Annotated in this window: 22 protein-coding genes; 15 read left to right on the top strand and 7 right to left on the bottom strand. The window is 64.7% G+C overall.

Annotated features, from left to right (window positions below; translation table 11 throughout):
• The 3 genes from BLR29_RS06065 to BLR29_RS06055 form a co-directional block, all read left to right on the top strand.
• A partial coding sequence (locus BLR29_RS06065) for a phosphate acyltransferase (protein WP_255371095.1) occupies positions 1–1,035 on the top strand: 1,035 nt, incomplete at its 5' end.
• A 369-nt stretch (positions 1,036–1,404) separates the two neighbouring features.
• Positions 1,405–1,758, top strand: coding sequence for a guanyl-specific ribonuclease (locus BLR29_RS06060; RefSeq protein WP_092135333.1), 354 nt, complete (start codon positions 1,405–1,407; stop codon positions 1,756–1,758).
• The gene (locus BLR29_RS06055; protein WP_092135331.1) at positions 1,755–2,363 is read left to right on the top strand and encodes a barstar family protein; all 609 of its coding nucleotides are present in this window, start codon (positions 1,755–1,757) and stop codon (positions 2,361–2,363) included. The genes BLR29_RS06060 and BLR29_RS06055 overlap by 4 nt, the downstream gene beginning before the upstream one ends.
• Positions 2,364–2,438: 75 nt before the next feature.
• Here BLR29_RS06055 and BLR29_RS06050 read toward each other — a convergent pair whose 3' ends face one another.
• From BLR29_RS06050 to BLR29_RS06035, 4 genes are all read right to left on the bottom strand, one after another.
• Positions 2,439–3,071, bottom strand: coding sequence for a YidB family protein (locus tag BLR29_RS06050; protein ID WP_092135330.1), 633 nt, complete (start codon positions 3,069–3,071; stop codon positions 2,439–2,441).
• Positions 3,072–3,088: 17 nt separating this feature from the next.
• Positions 3,089–3,832, bottom strand: a complete 744-nt coding sequence (locus BLR29_RS06045) for a 16S rRNA (uracil(1498)-N(3))-methyltransferase (protein ID WP_092135328.1) — start codon at positions 3,830–3,832, stop codon at positions 3,089–3,091.
• Entirely contained in the window at positions 3,832–4,260 is a 429-nt protein-coding gene (locus tag BLR29_RS06040) for a VOC family protein (RefSeq protein ID WP_092135327.1), read from the bottom strand. The genes BLR29_RS06045 and BLR29_RS06040 overlap by 1 nt, the downstream gene beginning before the upstream one ends.
• A gap of 78 nt (positions 4,261–4,338) precedes the next feature.
• A complete protein-coding gene (locus BLR29_RS06035; RefSeq protein WP_092135325.1) occupies positions 4,339–5,316 on the bottom strand; it encodes a spermine/spermidine synthase domain-containing protein in 978 nt (325 codons plus the stop codon).
• Here BLR29_RS06035 and tkt point away from each other — a divergent pair.
• Positions 5,315–7,351, top strand: a complete 2,037-nt coding sequence (tkt, locus tag BLR29_RS06030) for a transketolase (RefSeq protein ID WP_176860875.1) — start codon at positions 5,315–5,317, stop codon at positions 7,349–7,351. The genes BLR29_RS06035 and tkt overlap by 2 nt on opposite strands.
• 84 nt (positions 7,352–7,435) lie before the next feature.
• Positions 7,436–8,434, top strand: a complete 999-nt coding sequence (gap, locus tag BLR29_RS06025; RefSeq protein WP_092135322.1) for a type I glyceraldehyde-3-phosphate dehydrogenase — start codon at positions 7,436–7,438, stop codon at positions 8,432–8,434.
• 75 nt (positions 8,435–8,509) lie between these two features.
• Here gap and BLR29_RS06020 read toward each other — a convergent pair whose 3' ends face one another.
• Positions 8,510–9,115, bottom strand: coding sequence for a flavin reductase family protein (locus BLR29_RS06020; protein WP_092135320.1), 606 nt, complete (start codon positions 9,113–9,115; stop codon positions 8,510–8,512).
• 289 nt (positions 9,116–9,404) lie between these two features.
• On the opposite strand from BLR29_RS06020, the gene BLR29_RS06015 reads away from it, so the two are divergent.
• The gene (locus tag BLR29_RS06015; RefSeq protein WP_092135319.1) at positions 9,405–10,397 is read left to right on the top strand and encodes a LysR family transcriptional regulator; all 993 of its coding nucleotides are present in this window, start codon (positions 9,405–9,407) and stop codon (positions 10,395–10,397) included.
• An 84-nt stretch (positions 10,398–10,481) separates the two neighbouring features.
• Here the strand turns inward: BLR29_RS06015 and fur are convergent, their stop codons facing one another.
• Positions 10,482–10,913 carry a ferric iron uptake transcriptional regulator gene (gene fur, locus BLR29_RS06010; RefSeq protein ID WP_092135317.1) on the bottom strand — a complete coding sequence of 144 codons (432 nt, stop codon included), beginning with the start codon at positions 10,911–10,913 and terminating at the stop codon, positions 10,482–10,484.
• A gap of 198 nt (positions 10,914–11,111) precedes the next feature.
• Here fur and BLR29_RS06005 point away from each other — a divergent pair, with 198 nt between their 5' ends.
• From BLR29_RS06005 to BLR29_RS05965, 9 genes are all read left to right on the top strand, one after another.
• On the top strand, positions 11,112–11,741 hold the full coding sequence (locus BLR29_RS06005; protein WP_092135316.1) for an outer membrane protein assembly factor BamE: 630 nt from the start codon (positions 11,112–11,114) through the stop codon (positions 11,739–11,741).
• Positions 11,742–11,831: 90 nt separating this feature from the next.
• A complete protein-coding gene (gene dapB, locus BLR29_RS06000) occupies positions 11,832–12,629 on the top strand; it encodes a 4-hydroxy-tetrahydrodipicolinate reductase (RefSeq protein ID WP_092135314.1) in 798 nt (265 codons plus the stop codon).
• A 168-nt stretch (positions 12,630–12,797) separates the two neighbouring features.
• The gene (gene leuS / locus BLR29_RS05995) at positions 12,798–15,419 is read left to right on the top strand and encodes a leucine--tRNA ligase (RefSeq protein ID WP_092135313.1); all 2,622 of its coding nucleotides are present in this window, start codon (positions 12,798–12,800) and stop codon (positions 15,417–15,419) included.
• A gap of 41 nt (positions 15,420–15,460) precedes the next feature.
• Positions 15,461–15,967 carry an LPS-assembly lipoprotein LptE gene (gene lptE, locus BLR29_RS05990; protein ID WP_092135312.1) on the top strand — a complete coding sequence of 169 codons (507 nt, stop codon included), beginning with the start codon at positions 15,461–15,463 and terminating at the stop codon, positions 15,965–15,967.
• A gap of 17 nt (positions 15,968–15,984) precedes the next feature.
• Positions 15,985–17,055 carry a DNA polymerase III subunit delta gene (holA, locus tag BLR29_RS05985; RefSeq protein ID WP_092135310.1) on the top strand — a complete coding sequence of 357 codons (1,071 nt, stop codon included), beginning with the start codon at positions 15,985–15,987 and terminating at the stop codon, positions 17,053–17,055.
• Positions 17,056–17,144: 89 nt separating this feature from the next.
• Positions 17,145–18,425 (top strand): glutamate-5-semialdehyde dehydrogenase, encoded by a 1,281-nt coding sequence (locus tag BLR29_RS05980; RefSeq protein WP_092135308.1) that lies wholly within the window; start codon positions 17,145–17,147, stop codon positions 18,423–18,425.
• 56 nt (positions 18,426–18,481) lie between these two features.
• Positions 18,482–18,904, top strand: a complete 423-nt coding sequence (locus tag BLR29_RS05975) for a CopD family protein (protein WP_092135307.1) — start codon at positions 18,482–18,484, stop codon at positions 18,902–18,904.
• 60 nt (positions 18,905–18,964) lie between these two features.
• Complete coding sequence (locus tag BLR29_RS05970) at positions 18,965–19,570, top strand: 2-hydroxychromene-2-carboxylate isomerase (protein WP_092135305.1); 606 nt, start codon at positions 18,965–18,967, stop codon at positions 19,568–19,570.
• Between the two features lie 70 nt (positions 19,571–19,640).
• Positions 19,641–20,903 carry a THUMP domain-containing class I SAM-dependent RNA methyltransferase gene (locus BLR29_RS05965; RefSeq protein WP_092135304.1) on the top strand — a complete coding sequence of 421 codons (1,263 nt, stop codon included), beginning with the start codon at positions 19,641–19,643 and terminating at the stop codon, positions 20,901–20,903.
• An 84-nt stretch (positions 20,904–20,987) separates the two neighbouring features.
• Here BLR29_RS05965 and BLR29_RS05960 read toward each other — a convergent pair whose 3' ends face one another.
• A complete protein-coding gene (locus BLR29_RS05960) occupies positions 20,988–22,037 on the bottom strand; it encodes a response regulator (protein ID WP_092135302.1) in 1,050 nt (349 codons plus the stop codon).
• Between the last annotated feature and the right edge of the window lie 215 nt (positions 22,038–22,252).

The raw sequence follows: 22,252 nt of genomic DNA, 5'->3' as shown, positions 1-22,252 counted from the left end.
TACCGTCTGCAACTGCAGCAGTTCGTCTACCACTCGGGCACGCTGATGAAGCCGATCTACGCGGCCGCGCGCAAGGTGGAGATGGAGAAGAAGCGCATCGTCTTTGCCGAGGGCGAGGAAGAGCGCGTGCTGCGCGCCGTGCAGGTCATCGTCGATGAAAAGCTGGCCAACCCGATCCTGATCGGCCGCCCGGCCGTGCTGACGCACCGCATCGAGCGCTTCGGCCTGCGCCTGCGCATGGGCGTGGACTTCACCGTGGTCAATCCGGAACACGACGAGCGCTTCCGGGAATATTCGGAATCGTATTACCGCCTGATGGCGCGCGAAGGCATCACGCCGCAGTACGCCAAGCTGGAAATGCGTCGGCGCACCACGCTGATCGGCGCCATGCTGCTCAAGAAGGGCGAAGCCGATGGCATGATTTGCGGCACGGTCAGCACCACGACCGCGCACCTGCGCTACATCGACCAGGTGCTGGGCGGCACCAATGACGTCTACGCCGCGATGAACGGCCTGGTATTGCCGGGTCGCCAGATTTTCCTGGTGGATACGCACGTCAACATCGATCCGACCGCGGAAGAACTGGCCGAAATCACGATCATGGCCGCTGAGGAACTCAAGCGCTTCGGCATCGAACCGAAGGTGGCCCTGCTGTCGCACTCGAACTTCGGTTCGTCCGACTCGCCGTCCTCGATCAAGATGCGCAAGACGCTGGCCATCCTGCGCGACCGTGCACCGGATCTCGAGGTCGATGGCGAAATGCACGGCGACAGCGCGCTTGATCAGAACGTGCGCGACGCGCTGGTGCCGGATGGCACGCTCAAGGGTGAAGCCAACCTGCTGGTGTGCCCGAACATCGACTCGGCCAACATTTCGTACAACCTGCTGAAGGCGGCGGCCGGCAACAACGTGGCCATCGGCCCGATCCTGCTGGGCGCCAAGGCACCGGTGCACATCCTGACGCCCTCGGCGACGGTGCGCCGCATCGTCAACATGACCTCGCTGGTCGTGGTGGACGCGGCGGCCAAGCGCTGATTCAGGTTCTTCTGGAAAGTGCCGTAAAGCCGGGTTCGCCCGGCTTTTTTCTTGTCCGCATCCACGCTGTTAGTATGCGCACACATTCCAATAACATATTGAAACAATTGGGAAATTCTGGCGCACCGCTGGCCGGGGATTGATTAATGGTGGACATGCGCGTAACCTTACGCCTTTGAATGCAGGCGCTCGCCTTGGGCGCGCCGGTACCCGCGTGGGGTTTCGACGGGGCCGGAATGACCCCTCCAACCAATTTTCGATAACGTGGGTTCCCGGATTTCCCCGAGCCAGTCGCAGCGGCAGTCACTTTGGCAGTCTCTGAGCCTGGCACGAAGCCTGGGCCACGTGTTGGCGGGCGCGGCACTGTCGATGGCGCTGACGCTGGCGCCGCAAGGTGCCCTGGCAAGGCAATCGCAGCAGGACATGCCGGGTGCGGAGGGAACCATCTCCGCACAGCAGTTGCCCAACGAGGCGCGGCAAACGCTGGAGCGCATCGAGTCCGGCGGACCGTTCCCGTATGACAAGGATGGTTCCCGGTTCGGCAACTACGAACGCATCCTGCCGCAGCAGCCCCGCGGGTATTACCGCGAATACACCGTTAAAAACAGCAAAAGCCGGAATCGGGGAGCCAAGCGGATCGTTTGCGGTGGTGATCAACGCGCCGCCAACGACTGCTATTACACGGAAGACCACTACAACAGTTTCAAACGGATAACCAAATGATGACTGACATTTTCGGATTGGGCGACGCCCTTGCCGCCCGCGAAGAGCGCGGCGCCGGAGATGGCTGGCAAAGGGCCCAGCTTCAGGCCCAGAACCTTTATGACAATGTGCTGATGATGCCCCGCCAGGAGCTGACGCACAAACTTCCGCCCGCATGCGCGCCCGCCATGGTGACCTGGGCTGACGACGGCACCAACGAGGGAGCCATGAACCTGTTCAAGACGGTGCGTCCGAACATCGTCCAGTCGATTCGCGCGTTTCGGGTGCCGGAACTGGCCCAGGCAGCCGCGGCCCTGAACCAGCATTTCCTCTATGCCAACTGCGCGGATTGCGCGAGCAAGGCGGAGATCCTGGAAAGAATCGCTACGGAATTCACCTTCCCGAAGCATTTCGGCAAGAATTTCGATGCCCTGTCAGATTGCCTGACGGACATGATCCACAAGGCCGGCCCGCAGCCGGGCTTCGTGATCGTGCTGGAAGGCCTGCCGATTGCGCAGAAGTTCGACAAGGAAGCCCGCGAGGTGCTGCTGGACGTCTTCCGCGACGCCGCCGAGTTCTGGGCCGAGCGCAAGGTGCAGTTCCGGGTGTTCTACTCGTTCGCCTGATCTGGCCGTTCCCGCCCCAATGAAAATGCCCGCTTACGACAAGCGGGCATTTTTGTTTTCCGGCGCCGGATCTGACTAGGCCGACGGGAGCTGTCCGTTCGGTGTGAGCCGGTCGATCAGTTCGGGCAGCCCCTCGCTGAGGCTGGCCGCGACGTCATCCTGGGACATCCCGGTCGTTTCCGCCAGGGACTGCAGTGCGCCGCTGCCACCCAGTGCGCTCGACAGGTCGGACGGGCTCACCGGTTGGTTGGCGCCGGCGCCGATCCAGGAATCCACCTGTTCGCCAAGGCCAGCCTGGGACAGCACGCTACGCAGTGCGCCGATACCGCCTGCGGCGGCTCCCATCGCCTGCGCGCTGCCGCCGGCTTCACCCTGTCCACCCAGCAGGCCACCGAGGAGGGAGCCGAGGTCCAGGCCACCCGGCGCCGGGGCGCTGCCGCCACCAAGCATCCCGCCGAGCATGCCGCCTAGCCCTCCCAAGCCACCCAGCCCACCCAGGCCGCCAGAGGCCCCGGCGTTCGGATCGCTAGCGTCTACCTCCGCGACACTGCCATCCGCACCCATGCTCTTGTGCTTCATCGCCATCATGGCCAGCAGGCCAAGCGCCATCATCAGTTTGGGATTGAGGCCGCCGCTTTGCTGGCCCCCTGGCTGCTGCCCGCCAAGCTGGCCGAGTACGCCACCCAGTACGCTATCGAGAATACCCATGATCGACTCCTTTCCGGTCAGAACCCGCCAAGGATGGCGTTCAGCGTCGCCAGGCATGCCAGCCCGGCGGTTTCTGTTCTCAGAATACGCGGTCCGAGTGACACGGCGGTAAAACCAGCGCGCACAGCGAGATCTTCCTCGTCCGGCGCCAGTCCGCCTTCGGGGCCGATCAGCAAGGTCACGCCATCGGCCATCCAGTGGTCGTGCCGGGCTGCCGCCAGCTCAGGCAACGATGCCGTGGCGCGCGGAGAGAGCAGTAGACGCGCACCCGTTGCCGGCGCGCTGGCCAGCCACCCTTCCAAGGTAGCCACCGGTGCCACGGCCGGCAAGCGGTTCCGGCCACATTGCTCGCACGCGGCTTCCACCAGCGCCTGCCAGTGCGCGTGGCGCTTGGTGGCGCGTTCGCCGGACAGGCGTACCACCGAGCGCGCCGCCTGCAATGGCTGGATCGCCGTGACGCCCAGTTCGACGGCTTTTTCGATCAGCCAGTCCATCTTGTCGCCACCGGCCAGGCCTTGCGCCAGGGTGACGGAGAAGGGCAACTCGGCCTCGCTGGCGTCACGGGCACCAACCTGCGCCACGGCGTGACGCTTGCCGATCTCCATCAGCGTGGCGGCATGGCTGCCGCCGCGGCCGTCGAACAAGGTGATGGCGTCGCCGGGAGACAGGCGCAGCACCTGAACGTGGCGCACGACCGCATCGGGCAAATCAAATACTGCATCGGCGGTCAGCGCCGATTCAACAAAGAAACGAGGAGGCATCAGGGAGTCTGAATCTTGTCCGGGTCAACGGGTTTGCCGAAGCCCCAGCGATAACCATCCGGGTCCTGGACCATGCAGTATCGGTCGCCCCAGAACTGGTCCGCCGGCGGCATCAGGCTGATGGCACCGGCGGCAATGGCCTGCGCATACATGGCGTCGACGTCGCCGCAATAGACGTAGAACGTCTGCGAGGCCTCCACGCCGAGCGAGCGCGGCGTGCGGGCCGTGCTGCCCCACGCGCCCTCGGGCGCGAACATGACGACGAGTTCGCCTTGGTAATGCATCTCGGCGTGCGTCGGGACGCCGTTCTCATCGAGGACATGCCCGGCCGTGAAGCCAAACGCGCGATGATAGAAATCCAATGCGGCGCGACCGCTGGCGACCGTCAGGTAAGGGGTGAGCCATGGCGTCTTGGGCGGTCTGGACATGATGATCTCCGGATGGCACGAAATCCCGTGCGCCTGAGGATAGTCGGGCTGCCACGGGGCGCGGGACGCATGTGCATGTTACGCGGGACGGTCGGTGCTGTCGAAGATCGTCTGCAGGTGGCGGGGATGCGTGAACAGCGCCGGGTGGAGGTCGGCGTGGTAGCAGCGCAGGGCGTCGTCCAGCTTCCATTGGCGCAGCCGCGTCGCGATCTGGCTGGCAGGGTGACCGGCGATATCGAGCGTGTCGCTGGCCAGCGCGATGCCCCACAGCGCGCCGTACGCCGGTATGAATGCCGTTAGCGGCGCCACGTGCGCGAAGACCTGACGGAGTTGGGCCAGCAGCAATCGGGAGGTATCGGGCCGGTGCAGCGGCGGACCCAGGTGAACCGACATCGCTCCGCCTGGTGCCAGGCATTGGCGTGCCGTTTGCAGGCCGTGCAGGGAGAAGAGGGCGGCGGCCGGACTGCCGTCGTCGGCTTCGGTCAGGTCGAAGACAATCAGGTCGAAGTGCCGTCCGGCGCGGGCGAACGCTTCCATCAGCCCGAGCCCGTCGCCAATGACCACGTGCAGGCGTGGATCGCCGGGTTTGTCGAAGACGCCCTGGTGGATGCCGGGCAGCCATTTGCGCGCCAGCGCGACCACTTCGCCGTCAAGTTCGGCGATCACGACCTCGCGAATGGTCGGCAGCCGCAGCAGTTCGAAGGCGGACCCGCCGTCGCCACCGCCAACCACCAGCGCGGTCCGCGGCGCTCCATGTACGGCCGCCATCGGATGAACCATCAGCTCGTGCTGGATCCAGGCGTCGCCTTCCGTGCTCATCACGCGCCCATCGAGCCGGAAGATGCGTCCAAAATGTGGATTTTCGCCGATTTCGACTTGCTGATAAGGCGTACGGACGGCCGCCAGCACGGAAATTTCGCCCAAAGTGGTGCCGACGCCGGGCGCCAGCCACTCGGTCCAGGTTTGATGACCCCTTCGGACCGTGTCCGAGCGCCCGGATTTGCCGGCTGCTTCTGCTAAAATTGCGGTTTTCCCGCCGTCAGGTTCTCGCCGCATGTCTGCCCTCGCCCATCCCGCCACAAGCCCTTACGCTTCCCAACCCGCCAAGCTGATGGCCGACGCCATTCGCGTGCTTGCCATGGACGCCGTCCAGCAAGCCAATTCCGGTCACCCCGGCGCGCCGATGGGTATGGCGGATATCGCCGTGGCGCTGTGGGGCCGGCATCTGAAGCATAACCCGACCAATCCGCACTGGGCGGACCGCGACCGCTTCGTGCTGTCCAACGGCCACGGCTCGATGCTGATCTATTCGTTGCTGCATCTGAGCGGCTACGACCTGCCGATCGGCGAACTCAAGAACTTCCGGCAGCTCCACAGCAAGACCGCTGGCCATCCCGAATATGGCATCACGCCGGGCGTGGAAACCACCACCGGCCCGCTGGGCCAGGGCATCACCAACGCGGTCGGCATGGCGCTGGCCGAACGTCTTCTGGGCGAGGAATTCAACCGCCCGGGTTTCGATATCGTCAACCACCATACCTACGTTTTCCTGGGCGATGGCTGCCTGATGGAAGGCATCAGCCACGAAGCCTGCTCGCTGGCCGGCACGCTCAAGCTGAACAAGCTGATCGCGCTGTGGGATGACAACGGCATCTCCATCGATGGCGACGTGGTGCACTGGTTTGCCGACGACACGCCGAAGCGCTTCGAGGCCTATGGCTGGAACGTGATCCGCGGCGTGGATGGCCATGACGTGGTAGCCGTCGACAACGCCATCGCACAGGCCAAGGCCAGCGACAAGCCGACGCTGATCTGCTGCCGCACGATCATCGGCAAGGGCGCACCGAACAAGGAGGGCGGCCACGATGTGCACGGCGCCCCGCTGGGCGGTGCCGAAGTACTGGCCACGCGCGAGGCACTGGGCTGGGCCCACGCCCCGTTCGAACTGCCGCAAGACGCCTACGCGGCCTGGGACGCCAAGGCCACCGGCCACGCCCTTGAAAAGGCCTGGAACGCACTGTTCGACGCCTACGCCGAAGTCCACCCGTATGAAGCAGGCGAGTTCACGCGCCGCATGCGCGGCGAGCTGCCCGGCTCGTTCGACGCCGCCGTGGATGCCTTCATCGCCAAGTGCGAGGAAAAGGCCGAAACCATCGCCACCCGCAAGGCCAGCCAGAACACGATCGAAGCCTTCGGCCCGGTCCTGCCGGAGTTCCTGGGCGGCTCGGCCGACCTGACCGGCTCGAACCTGACCAACTGGTCCGGCAGCAAGGCCGTGCGCGCGGACGCCTGGGGCAACCACATCAACTACGGTGTGCGCGAGTTCGGCATGAGCGCCATCATGAACGGCATCACGCTGCACGGCGGGTTCATCCCCTACGGCGGCACGTTCCTGACGTTCTCGGACTACAGCCGCAATGCGCTGCGCATGGCCGCGCTGATGAAGATCCGCACGCTGTTCGTGTTCACGCACGACTCCATCGGCCTGGGCGAAGACGGCCCGACCCACCAGTCGATCGAACACGTGGCCAGCCTGCGCCTGATCCCGAACATGGACGTCTGGCGCACCGCCGACACCACCGAGACCGCTGTGGCCTGGGCCGAAGCGATCCGCCGCGAGAATGGTCCGAGCTGCCTGATCTTCAGCCGCCAGAACCTGCCGTTCCAGCGCCGTGACGACGTGACGCGCGCCAATATCGCGCGTGGCGGCTACGTGCTGCGCGCAGGCAACAACCCGCGCACCAAGCGTCCGGACGCCGTGATCATCGCCACGGGCTCGGAAGTCGGCCTGGCCGTGGGTGCCGCCGACGCACTGGCCGCCGACGGCGTGCACGTGCGCGTGGTATCCGTTCCGGCCACCACCGTGTTCGACAAGCAGGACGCCGCATACAAGGCCAGCGTGCTGCCGGCCGGCGTGCCGCGCATCGCGGTGGAAGCGGGTATCACCGATTTCTGGTGGAAGTACCAGGTCCAGGCGGTTGTCGGCATCGACACCTTCGGCGAATCGGCGCCAGCCGGCGTGCTGTTCAAGCACTTCGGCTTCACCGTGGAAAACGTTGCAGATACGGTGCGCGCCACGCTCGCCCAGTAATTCCCGCCCGCGCGGCAGCCGGTGCGACGCGCCGGCAGCCGGCGCCGGCCATCGGCTTCATCGATCGCACTCTAGGAGATAAACATGACCATCAAGATCGGCATCAACGGCTTCGGCCGCATCGGGCGCATGGTGTTCCGCGCCGCCGTCGCGAACTTCAAGGACGTTGAAGTCGTCGCCATCAACGACCTGCTGGAGCCGGATTACCTGGCCTACATGCTGAAGTACGACTCGGTCCATGGCCGCTTTGACGGCGAAGTGGCGGTCGACGGCAACACGCTGGTCGTGAATGGCAAGAAGATCCGCCTGACCGCCGTGAAGGACCCGGCCGAACTGAAGTGGGGCGAGGTCGGCGCCGATGTGGTCATCGAATCGACCGGCATCTTCCTGACCAAGGAAGGCGCGCAGAAGCACATCGACGCGGGCGCCAAGAAGGTGATCATGTCGGCCCCGTCGAAGGACGACACCCCGATGTTCGTGTACGGCGTGAACCACGACTCGTACAAGGGCGAGGCGATCATCTCGAACGCCAGCTGCACGACGAACTGCCTGGCCCCGGTGGCCAAGGTGCTGAACGACAAGTGGGGCATCAAGCGCGGCCTGATGACGACCGTGCACGCTGCCACCGCTACGCAGAAGACCGTTGACGGCCCGTCGAACAAGGACTGGCGCGGCGGCCGCGGCATCCTGGAAAACATCATCCCGTCGTCGACTGGCGCCGCCAAGGCCGTTGGCGTGGTGATTCCCCAGCTGAACAAGAAGCTGACCGGCATGTCGTTCCGCGTGCCGACCTCGGACGTGTCCGTGGTCGACCTGACCGTCGAGCTGGAAAACCCGGCCAAGTACGAGGAAATCTGCGCCGAAATGAAGGCCCAGAGCCAGGGCGCGCTGAAGGGCGTGCTGGGCTATACCGAAGACAAGGTTGTGGCGACGGACTTCCGTGGCGACGCTCGCACCTCGATCTTCGACGCCGAAGCCGGCATCGCGCTGGACGGCACCTTCATCAAGGTCGTGAGCTGGTACGACAACGAGTGGGGCTACTCGAACAAGTGCCTGGAAATGGCACGCGTGGTGGCCAAGTAAGCCTTCGCTGGCTGACGAAAAACGCGCCCTCGGGCGCGTTTTTTTATTGGCGAATTCGATTTACGTTCCGTCGGGTCATGGGCTGGCCGGCTTCAGCGGCCGCGCATCGACGGCGTCGCCATCAGCCAGGAAATGGCCACCGGCGACATGATGGATGGTCCGCAGCGCATCGTGGCCGGCAAAGTGCCAGCGCCCATCGCTGAAGACGCGGCAGTCGGCCTGGGCGGCCACCACCTCGCCAAGAAAGAGGTCGTAGCTGTTCTGGATGCTCGGCTCCGGCAACAGGCGACATTCGAGCCACGCAGCGCAACCATCCAGCAGTGGGGCGCCCACGACACTGCCGGCAAACGCTGTCAGGCCATAGGCTGCGAACTTGTCGATGCCCTGTTGTTCGGTCAGCGTGAGCCCGGAGCTGGAACCCAGCGCCTGGGTTACGTCGACCTGGCTGACTGTGGGCACCTGCAGCGCGAATTCGCCGCTGGCTTCCAGCAACTGGCGGGTCCAGGTGGCCTTGTCCAGCACCACGGCCACCTTGGGCGGGGAGAAGTCCAGGGGCATGGCCCACGCCGCGGCCATAATATTGCGTTGGCCGCCATGCGAGGCACTGACCAGTACGGTGGGTCCGTGGTTGAGCAGGCGGTAGGCTTTGGCGAGATCGACGGGAAGACGGTAGGAAGACATGGGGTGTCCGGCAACGGGAGTTTGAAGCGCTCGGCGGTCGGCGAATCCGCTCATCCAATTCACTATACGCCGCGCGTCAATCCTCCAAGCGCCCGATTTTTGACATTATCTGGCGTCATATTGCCAAAATGACGCACTTTCCATGATTTCATAGTGCGAGAAATGATGAATTTGCTTTTCGAGGTAGTTTTTTTCTCTTACACTCGGAAGAATCTGTTGATATCTGATGTGCAGCCAGTGAAAGTGGTGGGGCCATCGAAGCGCAGGAAATAACAAACCGGGCCTGATCATGGTGAACGTGGATACCAAGCTGCTGGTGATTTTCACCGAGCTGCTGAGCAAGCGAAACGCCACATATGTGGCAGAGAAGATGCACATGACGGCGCCCGCCGTCTCCCATTCGCTCGGTCGCCTGCGTGAAATCTTTGACGATCCCCTTTTCATCCGCGTGCCCCATGGGCTGACGCCCACGCCCCGGGCACTCGAGCTGGGCCCAAAGATCCGGGACATGCTCGACCTCTGGTCGTCCATCAATGAAGGCGATGCGGACAATTTCGATCCCGCCGTCGCCACCGGTACGCTGAACATCGGCTTTGCCGCCGAACTGGGCGATACGGTCTTCAACCGCTATATTCTCCGCATCAAGCAACTGGCACCGGATCTTCATATCCGGCTGGTCGAATCGCATTCGTGGGAATCCGATGTGGCTTCGATGCGTGCGAACGAGCTTGACGTGGCATTCTCGCCGTTCCCGACCCGACATCCGGAAATCGTCGAGGAGATGGTGACGTCGCTGAGCCTGTGGGTATGCGCGCGTAAGAATCATCCGGTATTGAAGGGCGATTGCACGCTCGAACAATACCTCGACTGCAGCCACATCTTCATGGCCCATTCGGGCGGCTCGGGCCGTCCGGCGCCGTCGCTGATTCCGCTGGACTACGCACTGCAGCAGCGCGGCCTCAAGCGCAATGCCACCCTGACGGTGCACTCGTGGCGGGCTCAGGCAGAGCTGGCGGCGCAGACCGACATGATTTTCACGGTCAATGCGCTGACCAAGGACATGGCATGCGAAACCTACGGGCTGAAGGCATATCCGCTGCCGGCTGAACTGAACACGATGCTGGGCCTGAACATGTTCTGGCACCGCAGCCGCAACACGCATCCGATGCTGGTCTGGGCGCGTGGCCTGTTCCGTCAGGTGGTGGGCGAATTTGTTGGCCTGCCCGCCACGTCGCCACGCAATCTGCGCGTGGTGGCCGAACAGGATCTGCAGCAGGAATAACGGCATCACCCAGCAATAAAAAACCGGCGCACCAGGCGCCGGTTTTTTATTGCGCGCTCGCCGGGCCAAAGGCCCGCTCGCGGCTTATCGTTTGGGTTTGTGGGGACACTCGTTCTTGGTGCAGTTGCCATATAGCGACAACGCATGTTCCTGCAGCGCAAAACCACGCTCGCGCGCAATGCTTTGCTGGCGGTGCTCGATTTCGGAATCGAAGAATTCCTCAACGCGACCGCAATCGAGGCACACCAGGTGGTCGTGGTGCTTGCCTTCGTTCAATTCGAAAATCGCCTTGCCCGATTCGAAGTTGTTGCGCGACAGCAGTCCCGCTTGTTCGAATTGGGTCAAAACGCGATAGACCGTGGCGAGACCGATATCCATATGCTCGTTGAGCAGGATGCGGTACACGTCTTCGGCGCTCAAGTGGCGCTGTTCGCTGGTCTGGAAGATCTCGAGGATCTTCAGGCGGGGGACAGTCGCCTTGAGGCCGATATTTTTGAGGTCCGCCGGACTCGGCATGGGCGTGACTCCCTAGAGTACAATGTCTGGATAGTTGAATCATAAGGGTTTTGGCGACAAAAGTCGCCCCGGTGCCATGGCGCCCCGGCGCTGCTTGCGTGGCGTTGCCCGTGATGCGCCTGGCCGTGCTGGCCCCAGCCGCCCCGCGGGCGCGCGCCGGATCCGGCACTCATCCATTCCCGTCTGGAAGCGAGATACATGCGTTCATTCCGTTCGTCCGCCATGCGCCCGTCGCTGGTGTTTTCCCTGCTGGCGGCCTCCCTGTTGGCGGGTGCCTGCTCGACCTACGACAACACCTCGCGCAAGCTGGCCGATGCCATCACGCCGTACCGGATCAACATCGTACAGGGCAATTTTGTGTCGCGTGAAGCCGTGTCGCAGCTGCGTGAAGGCATGACGCGCGATCAGGTCCGATTCCTGCTCGGCACGCCGCTGCTGACCGATGTCTTCCACGCCAACCGCTGGGACTACGTGTTTTCCTTCCGCCGGGGCAGCAAGCCCGTGGTGCAGCAGCGCCGCTACACCGTATTTTTCGAGGATGACAAGCTGGTCAAGTTTGGCGGCGATGAGCTGCCGTCCGAGTACGAGCTGATCGCCGAAATCGATGGCTTCAAGGCTGCCCAGCGCAATCAGACGTCCGGCAAGCCCGTGACGAATTCCAGCACCGCCGCCGCGACGCCGCCGGCCACGACCGAGGCTGCCGCGACGGCAGCGCCGAACGAGGCCACGACCACGCCGCCGGCCGCGGAATCGGCCGCGCCGGCGACCACCGCGCCGCAGCCCGCCGCGAGCCCCGCGCCGGACGCGTCCGGCAAACCTGCCAGCTGACATCCTGCGACCCCGCACCGGGGTCGCGCCAAGACGCCCAGCGCCGCCCACGCCGGCGGCGGCCAAACACCCGATACCGCACATACCATCATGAATATCGCCATCGCAGGCGCATCCGGCCGCATGGGCCGCATGCTGATCGAATACGTTCTCGACACCGACGGCGTCTCGCTGTCCGGGGCACTGGACGTGCCGGGCGCGGCGGCGCTGGGCCAGGACGCCGGCCTCTTTCTGGGGCGCACCACCGGCGTGAAGATCACGTCGGACGTGGAAGCCGCCCTGGCCGGTGCCGATTGCCTGATCGACTTCACCCGCCCCGAGGGCACGCTGGCCCACCTGGCCGTGGCAAAGCGGCTGGGCGTGAAGATGGTGGTCGGCACGACGGGCTTCGATGCCGCAGGAAAGCAGGCGCTGGCCGATGCCGCCAAGTCGATCGGCGTGGTCTTCGCCGCCAACATGAGCGTTGGTGTGAACGCCACGTTCAAGTTGCTGGAAGTGGCGGCAAAGCTGCTTTCCACCGGCTACGACATCGAAATCATCGAGGCCCACCACCGCCACAAGGTCGATGCGCCGTCCGGCACCGCCCTGAAAATGGGCGAGGTTATCGCCGACGCGATTGGCCGCAACCTGGACGAGTGCGCCGTCTATGCGCGCGAAGGCCACACGGGCCCGCGCGATCCCAGCTCCATCGGCTTTGCCACGGTCCGTGGCGGCGACATCGTCGGTGACCACACCGTGATGTTTGCCGGCGCGGGCGAGCGCATCGAGATCAGCCACAAATCGTCGAGCCGCCAGTCCTACGCCGAAGGCGCGTTGCGCGCCGCACGCTACCTGGCCGACAAGCCAAGCGGCCTGTTCGACATGCAGGACGTGCTGGGCCTGAAGTAAGCCTGATTCACACGATGGAACAGCCCGGCACGCGGGCTGTTTTCAGACTTTTCGCCGCCCGTGGCGGGTGTCCGCCACGGTTATAATCGGCTCTTTCGCAAATCCGATCCCCCGGCCACGCGGCGCGCCAGTACCGCGCGGACCGTTGTCCAGACCGTCGTCCCGACCATGCAAGACAAATATCTTCCTTCCGCCGTTGAACAAGCCGCCCAGCAGCACTGGCAGGCCACCGATGCCTACAAGGTGGCCGAGCACGCTGCCGGGCCCGACGGCAAGGAAAAGTCCAAGTTCTACGCCTGCTCGATGCTGCCGTATCCGTCGGGCAAGCTCCACATGGGGCACGTGCGCAACTACACGATCAACGACGTGATGGCGCGCTACCTGCGCATGAACGGGCACAACGTGCTGATGCCGATGGGCTGGGACGCCTTCGGCATGCCGGCGGAAAACGCCGCGCTCAACAACGGCGTGGCCCCGGCCGCCTGGACCTACGACAACATCGCTTACATGAAGAAGCAGATGCAGTCGATGGGCCTGGCGATCGACTGGTCGCGTGAAGTCGCTACCTGCAGCCCGGACTACTATCGCTGGAACCAGTGGTTGTTCCTGAAGATGCTGGAAAAGGGTATCGCCTACCGCAAGACCGGCACCGTGAACTGGGATCCGGTGGACCAGACGGTGCTGGCCAACGAGCAGGTGATCGACGGCCGCGGCTGGCGTTCGGGCGCCATCGTGGAAAAGCGCGAAATCCCGATGTACTACCTGCGCATCACCGAGTACGCAGAGGAACTGCTGGGCGACCTGGACGGCCTGGGCTGGCCGGAGCGCGTCAAGGTGATGCAACAGAACTGGATCGGCAAGAGCGTGGGCGTGCGCTTCGCCTTCCCGCACCAGATCCAGGATGTCGAAGGCAAGCTGATCAACGACGGCAAGCTCTACGTGTTCACCACGCGTGCCGACACCATCATGGGTGTGACGTTCTGCGCCGTGGCCGCCGAGCACCCGCTGGCCACGCATGCGGCGGCCAGCAACCCGGCGCTGGCTGCGTTCATCGACGAATGCAAGCACGGTTCGGTCATGGAAGCCGACATGGCGACCATGGAGAAGAAGGGCATGCCGACCGGCCTCAAGGTCACGCATCCGCTGACCGGCGAGGAAGTGGAAGTGTGGGTCGGCAACTACGTGCTGATGACCTACGGCGACGGCGCGGTAATGGGCGTGCCGGCACATGACGAACGCGACTTCGCGTTCGCGCGCAAATACGATCTGCCGATCCGGCAGGTCATCGACGTCAAGGGCCAGGCCTTTTCGACCGACGCCTGGCAAGAGTGGTACGGCGACAAGGAAGCCGGCAAGTGCACCCACAGCGGCAAGTATGACGGCCTGGGCTATCAGGCGGCCGTGGATGCCATCGCCGCCGACCTCGCCGCCAAGGGCCTGGGCGAGAAGAAGGTCACCTGGCGCCTGCGCGACTGGGGTATCTCGCGTCAGCGCTACTGGGGCACGCCGATCCCGCTGATCCACTGCGACGCCTGCGGCGTGGTGCCGGTCCCGGAAAAGGACCTGCCCGTGGTGCTGCCCGAGGACCTGGTGCCGGACGGCACCGGCAACCCGCTGGCCAAGGACCCGCGCTTCCTGGAGTGCACTTGCCCTTCGTGCGGCAAGCCGGCGCGCCGCGAGACGGACACGATGGACACGTTCATCGACTCGTGCTGGTACTACATGCGCTACACGTGCCCGGACGCGACCACGATGGTGGATGCCCGCAACGACTACTGGATGCCGATGGACCAGTACATCGGCGGCATCGAGCACGCGATCCTGCACCTCTTGTATGCGCGTTTCTGGACCAAGGTCATGCGTGACCTGGGCCTGGTGAAATTCGACGAGCCATTCACCAACCTGCTGACGCAGGGCATGGTGCTCAATGAGACGTTCTATCGCGAAGACAGTGCCGGCAAGAAGACGTGGTACAACCCGGCTGACGTCGACCTGCGGACCGACGACCGCGGTCGTCCGCTGGGCGCCACGCTCAAGGCCGATGGCCAGCCCGTGGTGATCGGCGGCGTGGAAAAGATGTCGAAGTCCAAGAACAACGGCATCGACCCGCAAGCGCTGATCGACCAGTACGGTGCGGATACCGCGCGCCTGTTCGTGATGTTCGCCGCCCCGCCGGAGCAGCAGCTCGAGTGGAGCGGTTCGGGCGTGGAGGGCGCTTCGCGCTTCCTGCGTCGCGTGTGGAACTATGCTTTCGCCAATGCACAGGCAGTCCGTGACGGTGCCGGCACGTCGACGACGGCTGACGATGCGTCGCTGCGTCGCGAGCTTTACGGCGTGCTGAAGCAGGCCAACTACGACTACCAGCGGATCCAGTACAACACCGTGGTGTCTGCCACGATGAAGATGCTGAATGCGCTGGAAGATGCCAAGGGTGCATCGCCGGCTGCCCGCCGCGAGGGTTTGGGTGTCCTGCTGCGCGTGCTGTACCCGGTGGTGCCGCACATCGCTCACGCCCTGTGGCAGGAACTCGGCTATGCCGCCGAGGCAGGTGACATCCTGGACGCGGCCTGGCCGCAGGTCGACGAGTCCGCATTGGTGCGCAGCGAGATCGATCTGGTGCTGCAGGTCAACGGCAAGGTCCGCGGCAGCCTGACGGTGCCGGCCGACGCCGACCGCGCCGCCATCGAGGCGATGGCGGCTGCCAGCGAGACCGTGGCAAAGTATGCCGCGGGCGCCGCGCCGAAGAGGATCGTGGTCGTCCCCGGCCGCCTGGTCAACGTGGTGCTTTGACGCCGCGGACCCCACCAAGGGAAACAAAGGAATCGCCTGGTATGGACCAACCGAACATGCAACGCCGCAGGGTGCTCGCCGCAATGGCGGCGGCCGGCTTGCTGGCAGGCTGCGGCTTTCACATGCGCGGCAACGCCGATTTCGCGTTCAAGCGGCTCTATATCGGCCTTCCGGAAAATTCGCTGATGGGCGCGGATCTGCGGCGGAATATCCGAAACGGCTCCGACACCCAGATCGTCAATAATCCCAAGGAAGCGGACGCACTGCTGGACGTGCTGAGCGACACCCGCGCCAAGTCGATCCTGTCGATCACGACCGAGGGCGTGGTGCGTGAATACCGGCTGACCCAGCGGTTCAGCTTCCGCTTGCGCGATGCGGCCGGCAAGGAGTTGATTCCGCCGTCGCAACTGGTGCTGACGCGCGACCTGACCTACAACGAAGCCAACACCCTGGCCAAGGACTATGAGGAGCAGCAGCTCTATCGCGACATGCAGCGCGATATCGTGCAGCAGCTGTTGCGCCGCCTGGCCTCGGTCAAGGCCATCTGAACGCCGCCGCGGCGACGATGCAACTCAAGCTCGACGGACTCGATGCCCACCTGAAGCAGGCCCAGGCCAAGGGCCTGGCGCCGCTGTACGTGGTGCACGGTGACGAACACCTGCTGGTGCTGGAAGCCGTGGACCGGCTGCGTCGCACCGCACGCGAGGCCGGCTTTTCCGAACGCGACGTGCTGGTGGCCGAGCGCGGCTTCCACTGGGGGCAACTGGTCGAGGCGCAACAGTCGATGTCCCTGTTTGGCGACCGCAAGATCGTCGAAATTCGCATCCCCTCCGGCAAGCCCGGCAAGGATGGCGGCGAAGCGCTGCGCGCCGTGGCGGCCCAGCCGTCGCCGGACGTGTTGATGCTGGTGACGCTGCCGAGGCTGGATTTTGCCACGTCCAAGTCGGCCTGGTTCCAGGCGCTCGAGTCTGCCGGGGTGTCGATCAAGGTCGATGCCGTGGACCGGACCCGCCTGCCGGCCTGGGTCGGTGATCGCCTGGCCTTGCAGCAGCAACGCGTGGAACCCGGGGAGCCTGGCCGCCGGGCGCTGCAGTTCATTGCCGACAAGGTCGAAGGCAATCTGCTGGCCGCGCACCAGGAAATCCAGAAACTCGGGTTGCTCTACCCACCGGGTGTCCTGACGTTCGACCAGATTCACGATGCGGTGCTCAACGTGGCCCGCTATGACGTATTCAAGCTGTCCGAGGCGATGCTCGGCGGCGATGTTCCCCGCCTGACCCGCATGCTCGAAGGGCTGCGCGGCGAGGGGGAGGCCACGGTGCTGGTGCTGTGGGCGCTGACCGAGGAAATTCGCGTATTATCCAAGGTCCGGCAAGGGCTGGCGGCCGGCAAGCCGGCGGGCGTGCTGATGCGCGAACTGCGCGTCTGGGGCCCGCGCGAGCGGCTGGTGCCGCAGGCTGCGCAACGGCTGTCGATGTCGCAACTGGAGGCTGCACTGGCGACGGCTGCGCGGCTGGATCGGCAGGTCAAGGGCCTGGCCGACCTGCCAGGTGCCGGCGGCCTGGGTGGCAGCCTGCCAGCCGAGCCATGGGACGGGCTGCAGCAACTCGCATTGATGATCGCCAAGCCGGCCTGAACTCAGACAGCGTACCCATCCGGCAGCCGCGCCGGACACCCCCGCGGCACAACACACGCAGCAGAGCCGGGCACCGCCTGGACACCATCATGACCGAGTTCGATCTCAACCAATACATGGACCGCGTCGGCCAGCAGGCCCGCGCGGCGTCGCGCGCGATGGCCCGGGCTTCCACGGCCGACAAGAACCGCGCGCTGCTGACCATTGCCGCCGCCATCCGCCGCGATGCGGACAAGCTCAAGGCCGTCAATGCCCGCGATGTGGAACGCGCCCGCGCCAATGGCCAGGACGCTGCCTTCGTGGATCGCCTGACGCTGTCGGACAAGGCCATCGCCACGATGGCCGCCGGCCTCGAGCAGATCGCGGCGCTGGCAGACCCGATCGGCGAGATTTCGAACATGAAGTACCGTCCGACCGGCATCCAGGTGGGCCAGATGCGGGTGCCGCTGGGCGTGATCGGCATCATCTATGAGTCCCGTCCGAACGTGACCATCGACGCTGCGGCGCTGTGCCTGAAATCCGGCAATGCGACGATCCTGCGTGGCGGCTCGGAGGCGATCGAATCCAATACGGCGCTGGCCGCGCTGGTGGCCGAGGGCCTGGCTGCCGCCGGCCTGCCGTCGGAGGCCGTGCAGGTGATTGAAACCACCGACCGCGCCGCCGTGGGCCGCCTGATCACGATGACCGGATACGTGGATGTGATCGTCCCGCGCGGCGGCAAGAGCCTGATCGCGCGACTGATGGACGAGGCGCGTGTGCCGATGATCAAGCACCTGGATGGTATCTGCCACGTCTATATCGACGACGATGCCGATGTGGAGAAGGCGGTGCGCGTCGCGGACAACGCCAAGACCCAGCGCTACGCGCCTTGCAACACCATGGAAACGCTGCTGGTGTCGCGCAATATCGCCACCACCGTGCTGCCGCCGCTGTGCCGCATCTACCAGGATAAGGGTGTCGAATTGCGCGTATGCCCGACGACGCGCGCCACGCTGGAAGCCGCGGGGTTCACGGGGCTGGTCGATGCCACGGAGGAGGACTGGCGCCTGGAATACCTGGCCCCGGTGCTGGCCATCCGCACGGTAGGCGGGCTGGATGACGCCATCGCGCACATCAACACATATGGCTCGGCCCATACCGACTCCATCGTGACCGAGAACTACAGCGCCGGCATGCGGTTCCTGCGCGAGGTGGATTCGGCCAGCGTCATGATCAACGCTTCCACGCGTTTCGCGGACGGCTTCGAGTACGGCTTGGGCGCGGAGATCGGCATCTCGAACGACAAGCTGCACGCGCGCGGCCCGGTGGGGCTGGAAGGCCTGACGTCCCTGAAATACGTGGTGTTCGGGCACGGCGAGATCCGGACCTGACGCCGCCACGATCGACAGCCATCCGACAACAACAAGCGTTTTCCACGCGATCTCCAATGCTCTGGGTCAAGTCGTTTCATATCGTCTTTGTCATATCGTGGTTCGCCGGTTTGTTCTACCTGCCGCGCATCTTCGTCAACCTGGCGATGGAGACCGATCCGGCTGGTGTCCAGCGCCTGTTGCTGATGGCGCGCAAGTTGTTCCGTTTCATGACGATGCTGGCTGTGCCGGCCGTCATCTTCGGGCTGTGGCTGTACCTAGGCTATGGCATCGGACGCGGTGCGGGGCAGGGCTGGATGCACGCCAAGCTGGCGCTGGTGCTGGTGCTGATCGGGTATCACCACGGCTGTGGTGTGCTGCTGCGCAAATTCGAGGCGGGCGCCAACACGCGGTCGCACAAGTTTTATCGCTGGTTCAACGAGCTGCCGGTGCTGGTCCTGCTGGCGATCGTGATTCTCGTTGTGGTTAAGCCGTTCTGAATTTCCGAGTATTTCCTAGCCGTCCCCGGTTGTCCCCAAAACGCCTTTCATGAGGTCATGATGAGCAAGCAGGTCGAGTATTTCCTGGCGCCACAGTCCCCGTTCGTGTACCTGGGCCACGCGCGCTTTGTCGAAATTGCCAACCGGCACGAGGCCCAGGTCTTGCTGAAGCCGTGCGATCTCGGCAAGGTGTTCTCGGTGTCCGGCGGCCTGCCGTTGGCCCAGCGCCCGCCGCAGCGTCAGGCCTACCGGCTGGTGGAAATAGAACGCTGGAGCCAGTTCCTCGGCCTTCCGATGCACCTGAACCCGACGTTTTTTCCGGTGTCCGGCGATGCTGCGGCAAAGCTGATCATTGCCGCGCAACTGGCGCACGGCACGCAACGCGCGCTGGAACTGACCGGTGCGATCTGCCGCGCGATATGGGCCGAGCAACGCAATATCGCCGATGCCGCCACGCTTGCCAGGATTGCCGATGAAGTTGGCCTGGAAGGCACTGGCCTGCTCAAGGCCAGCGAGGCCCAGGCGGTGCAGGCCGCCTATGCGCAGAATACGCAGGATGCGATTTCCGCCAACGTGTTTGGTGCGCCCTGGTATGTCCACGATGGCCAGCCGTACTGGGGCCAGGACCGGCTGGAGTTCCTCGACCGCGCGCTGGCGGCTGGCTGAGCGATCCGCTAGGCTAGTCTCACACCCCGTCCGCCACGGCGGACGTTTTTGTTTGCAGGATGTTCTACCCATGACCCAAGCCTTTTTTGCTCCCTGCCCGCGTGGCCTGGAATCCGCCCTGGCCGAGGAACTGCAGGAAATCGCGCAGTATCCGGCCGTGGTGGCCACAGCGCCGTTCCAGGTGCATCGCGAGGTGCCGGGCGGGGTGCCGTTCTCCGGCGACATGGCCGCCGCATACGCGGTCAACCTGCATTCGCGCATCGCCAGCCGCGTGCTGCTGCGCGTGGCTCAGCGCGGCTACCGGCATGAGGACGATATCTACGCGCTGGCGCGGCAGCAGCGCTGGGATCAGTGGTTCTCGCCGGATGAGTGCATCCGCGTGGATATCACGTCCCACAAGTCGCCGCTGCGCAGCCTCAATTTCACGGCGCTGCGGGTCAAGGATGGCGTCTGCGATGCCATGCGCGAGCGCCTGGGTGCGCGGCCCAGCGTCGATACGGTCAGTCCCGATGTGCGGATTTATGCGCACCTGACCGAATTCGACTGCACGCTGTATCTCGACACCACGGGCGAGCCGCTGTTCAAGCGCGGCTGGCGGATGGAGAAGGGTGAGGCGCCGCTCAAGGAAAACCTCGCCGCCGGCATCCTGCGACTGGCCGGCTGGGTGCAGGGCCAGACGGACCGCCCGTTCTTCGACCCGATGTGCGGCAGCGGCACGTTCCTCGTGGAGGCCGCGCAGGTGGCGCTGGGCCTCGCACCCGGGGGCGGGCGGACATTTGCGTTCGAATGGCTGAAGGGGGCGGACAACAAGGCGTGGCAGGCGCTGCGTGCAGACGCCCAGCAAGCCAGAGAGCGGGGTGCTGCCGGGAATGCGGGCCTGCAGATCGCCGGTTCGGACATTTCAACGGATATGTTGTCGATGGCGCAGGCCAACTGGCAGCGCGCGGGGCTCCCCGCCGATGCCCGGCTCAAGCAGGTGGATGCCCGCTTCGTCCAGCCACCTTTCGAGGCACCCGGCCTGATGCTGATGAACCCGCCGTACGGCGAGCGGATTGCGGTACGCGGCGATCGCCGGAATCCGGAGCAGGAAGCGCCGCGCGACGAGGCCGAGGAAGCCGCCGCCAACCAGTTCGCCACCGCCTTCGCGACCACCCTCAAGCAGCATTTCGCGGGCTGGCAGGCCTGGGTGTTCACCGGGGATCTGACGTTCCCGAAGCGCTTGCGACTCAAGGAGTCGCGCCGCACGCCGCTCTTCAACGGCAATATCGAGTGCCGGTTGTTCCGGTTCGATATGGTGCGCGGCGGGAATCGCGCGGAAGCGAAAAAAGACTGAGCGACTGAAGGAGTCTGAACAATTGAAGGTGGCGCTTCCTCGCTCGGCGGCGAGCGGGGCGCCACGCAGTCACGGCGTGACGTGTCAGGCGTGCTTGTTGCGCCCCGTCATCGTCTCCGGGCTGCGCGCGAAATCGGCCAGGAAACCCTGCAAGCTGACGACTGGCTCCTGCAGCAGGTGACGCGGCAGGTCGAACAACGCGTAGAAATATTCCTCGCGCCCTTCGCAACGCTCGGCTGGCAGGCAGTATTGCTCCCAGTCCGCACAGGCCGGCGTGTACATGCCGTTGCCGGGCCAGAAAAACGGCACGATGCGGCCTTCACGCAATCCTTCGATCAGCGCGGCCGGTGCCTCGTAGGCTTCGGCCGACTCCACCTGGTTCATCAGCCCCGCGCGGGTTTCGATCACCATCAACGTCGCATGTCCCTGCGCGGTCAGCAGCAGGATGCCCACCGGATTCGGGTAAAGGTAGTACTCGACAAAGCCGTACCGCGCGGCGGTCTGCCGCACGCGGTCCGCCATGGCCGGGTCCGACAGGAACGAATACGAATGCCGCGTCAGCAGGTCGCGCAGCGTACGTGAAATCGACGTGAAGTACTGCTGTTGCAGCGCGTCGATCTCCTGGTCCAGCCGTGCCACCATGTTTGGATCGTGCTTCTTCACATAGCGATCGATCAGGCCGTGGTTGAAGCCTTGCACAGCGATGCTTTCGTCGGCCGTGCCGGTCAGCAGGATTGTCTTGCACGGCAGGTCCTGCAGCGCCTGGCAAAACTCCAGCCCGTCCATCTGCGGCATCGAGTAGTCCACTACGATCACGCCCGGCTGCAGGAAGCGGTGGATGTCGTGGATCTGGCGATGGATGCGGTCCACGTCCAGCTGCACCGTGCGGCGCTCGCTCAGGAAGGTGAGGTCGTCGTGCGTGACACGCACCGGCAGGAAGGCCGGATGCCGTGTGGCGTAGGCCTCGCGAATCCACGCCAGCGCCTCGCGCGGGTCGGTAAAGCTCACCACCGCGCGCGATGCATCCATCTGGAACGCCAGGCTGTCGATGAACGATTTGCTATCGTCCACCAGCACCGTCAACACGGGGTGATGGAAGACCGACAGGTTCCTGTCATGCGGGCTGAATGTCATGGTGCGATCAAATCTGCTGCCGACAGCAGGCGATGGAATCGGTGATTGCTGGGCCGTGGCAGGCCAGTATAACGCGCCACTGTGGCCGCGCAACTGTGCCGCCAAAAAGCAAACGGCCGGCGTTGGTTGCCGGCCGCACGTCTTCGATTTCGTTGATTTCAGGTCTTCGCGCCGCTTTATTCAGGGGCCGGACGAGACGCGGCCGCCTCGTCCCG

It is taken from the genome of Cupriavidus sp. YR651 (assembly GCF_900101625.1).
GTDB lineage: Bacteria > Pseudomonadota > Gammaproteobacteria > Burkholderiales > Burkholderiaceae > Cupriavidus.
This window is presented reverse-complemented; position numbering and strand designations above follow the sequence as displayed.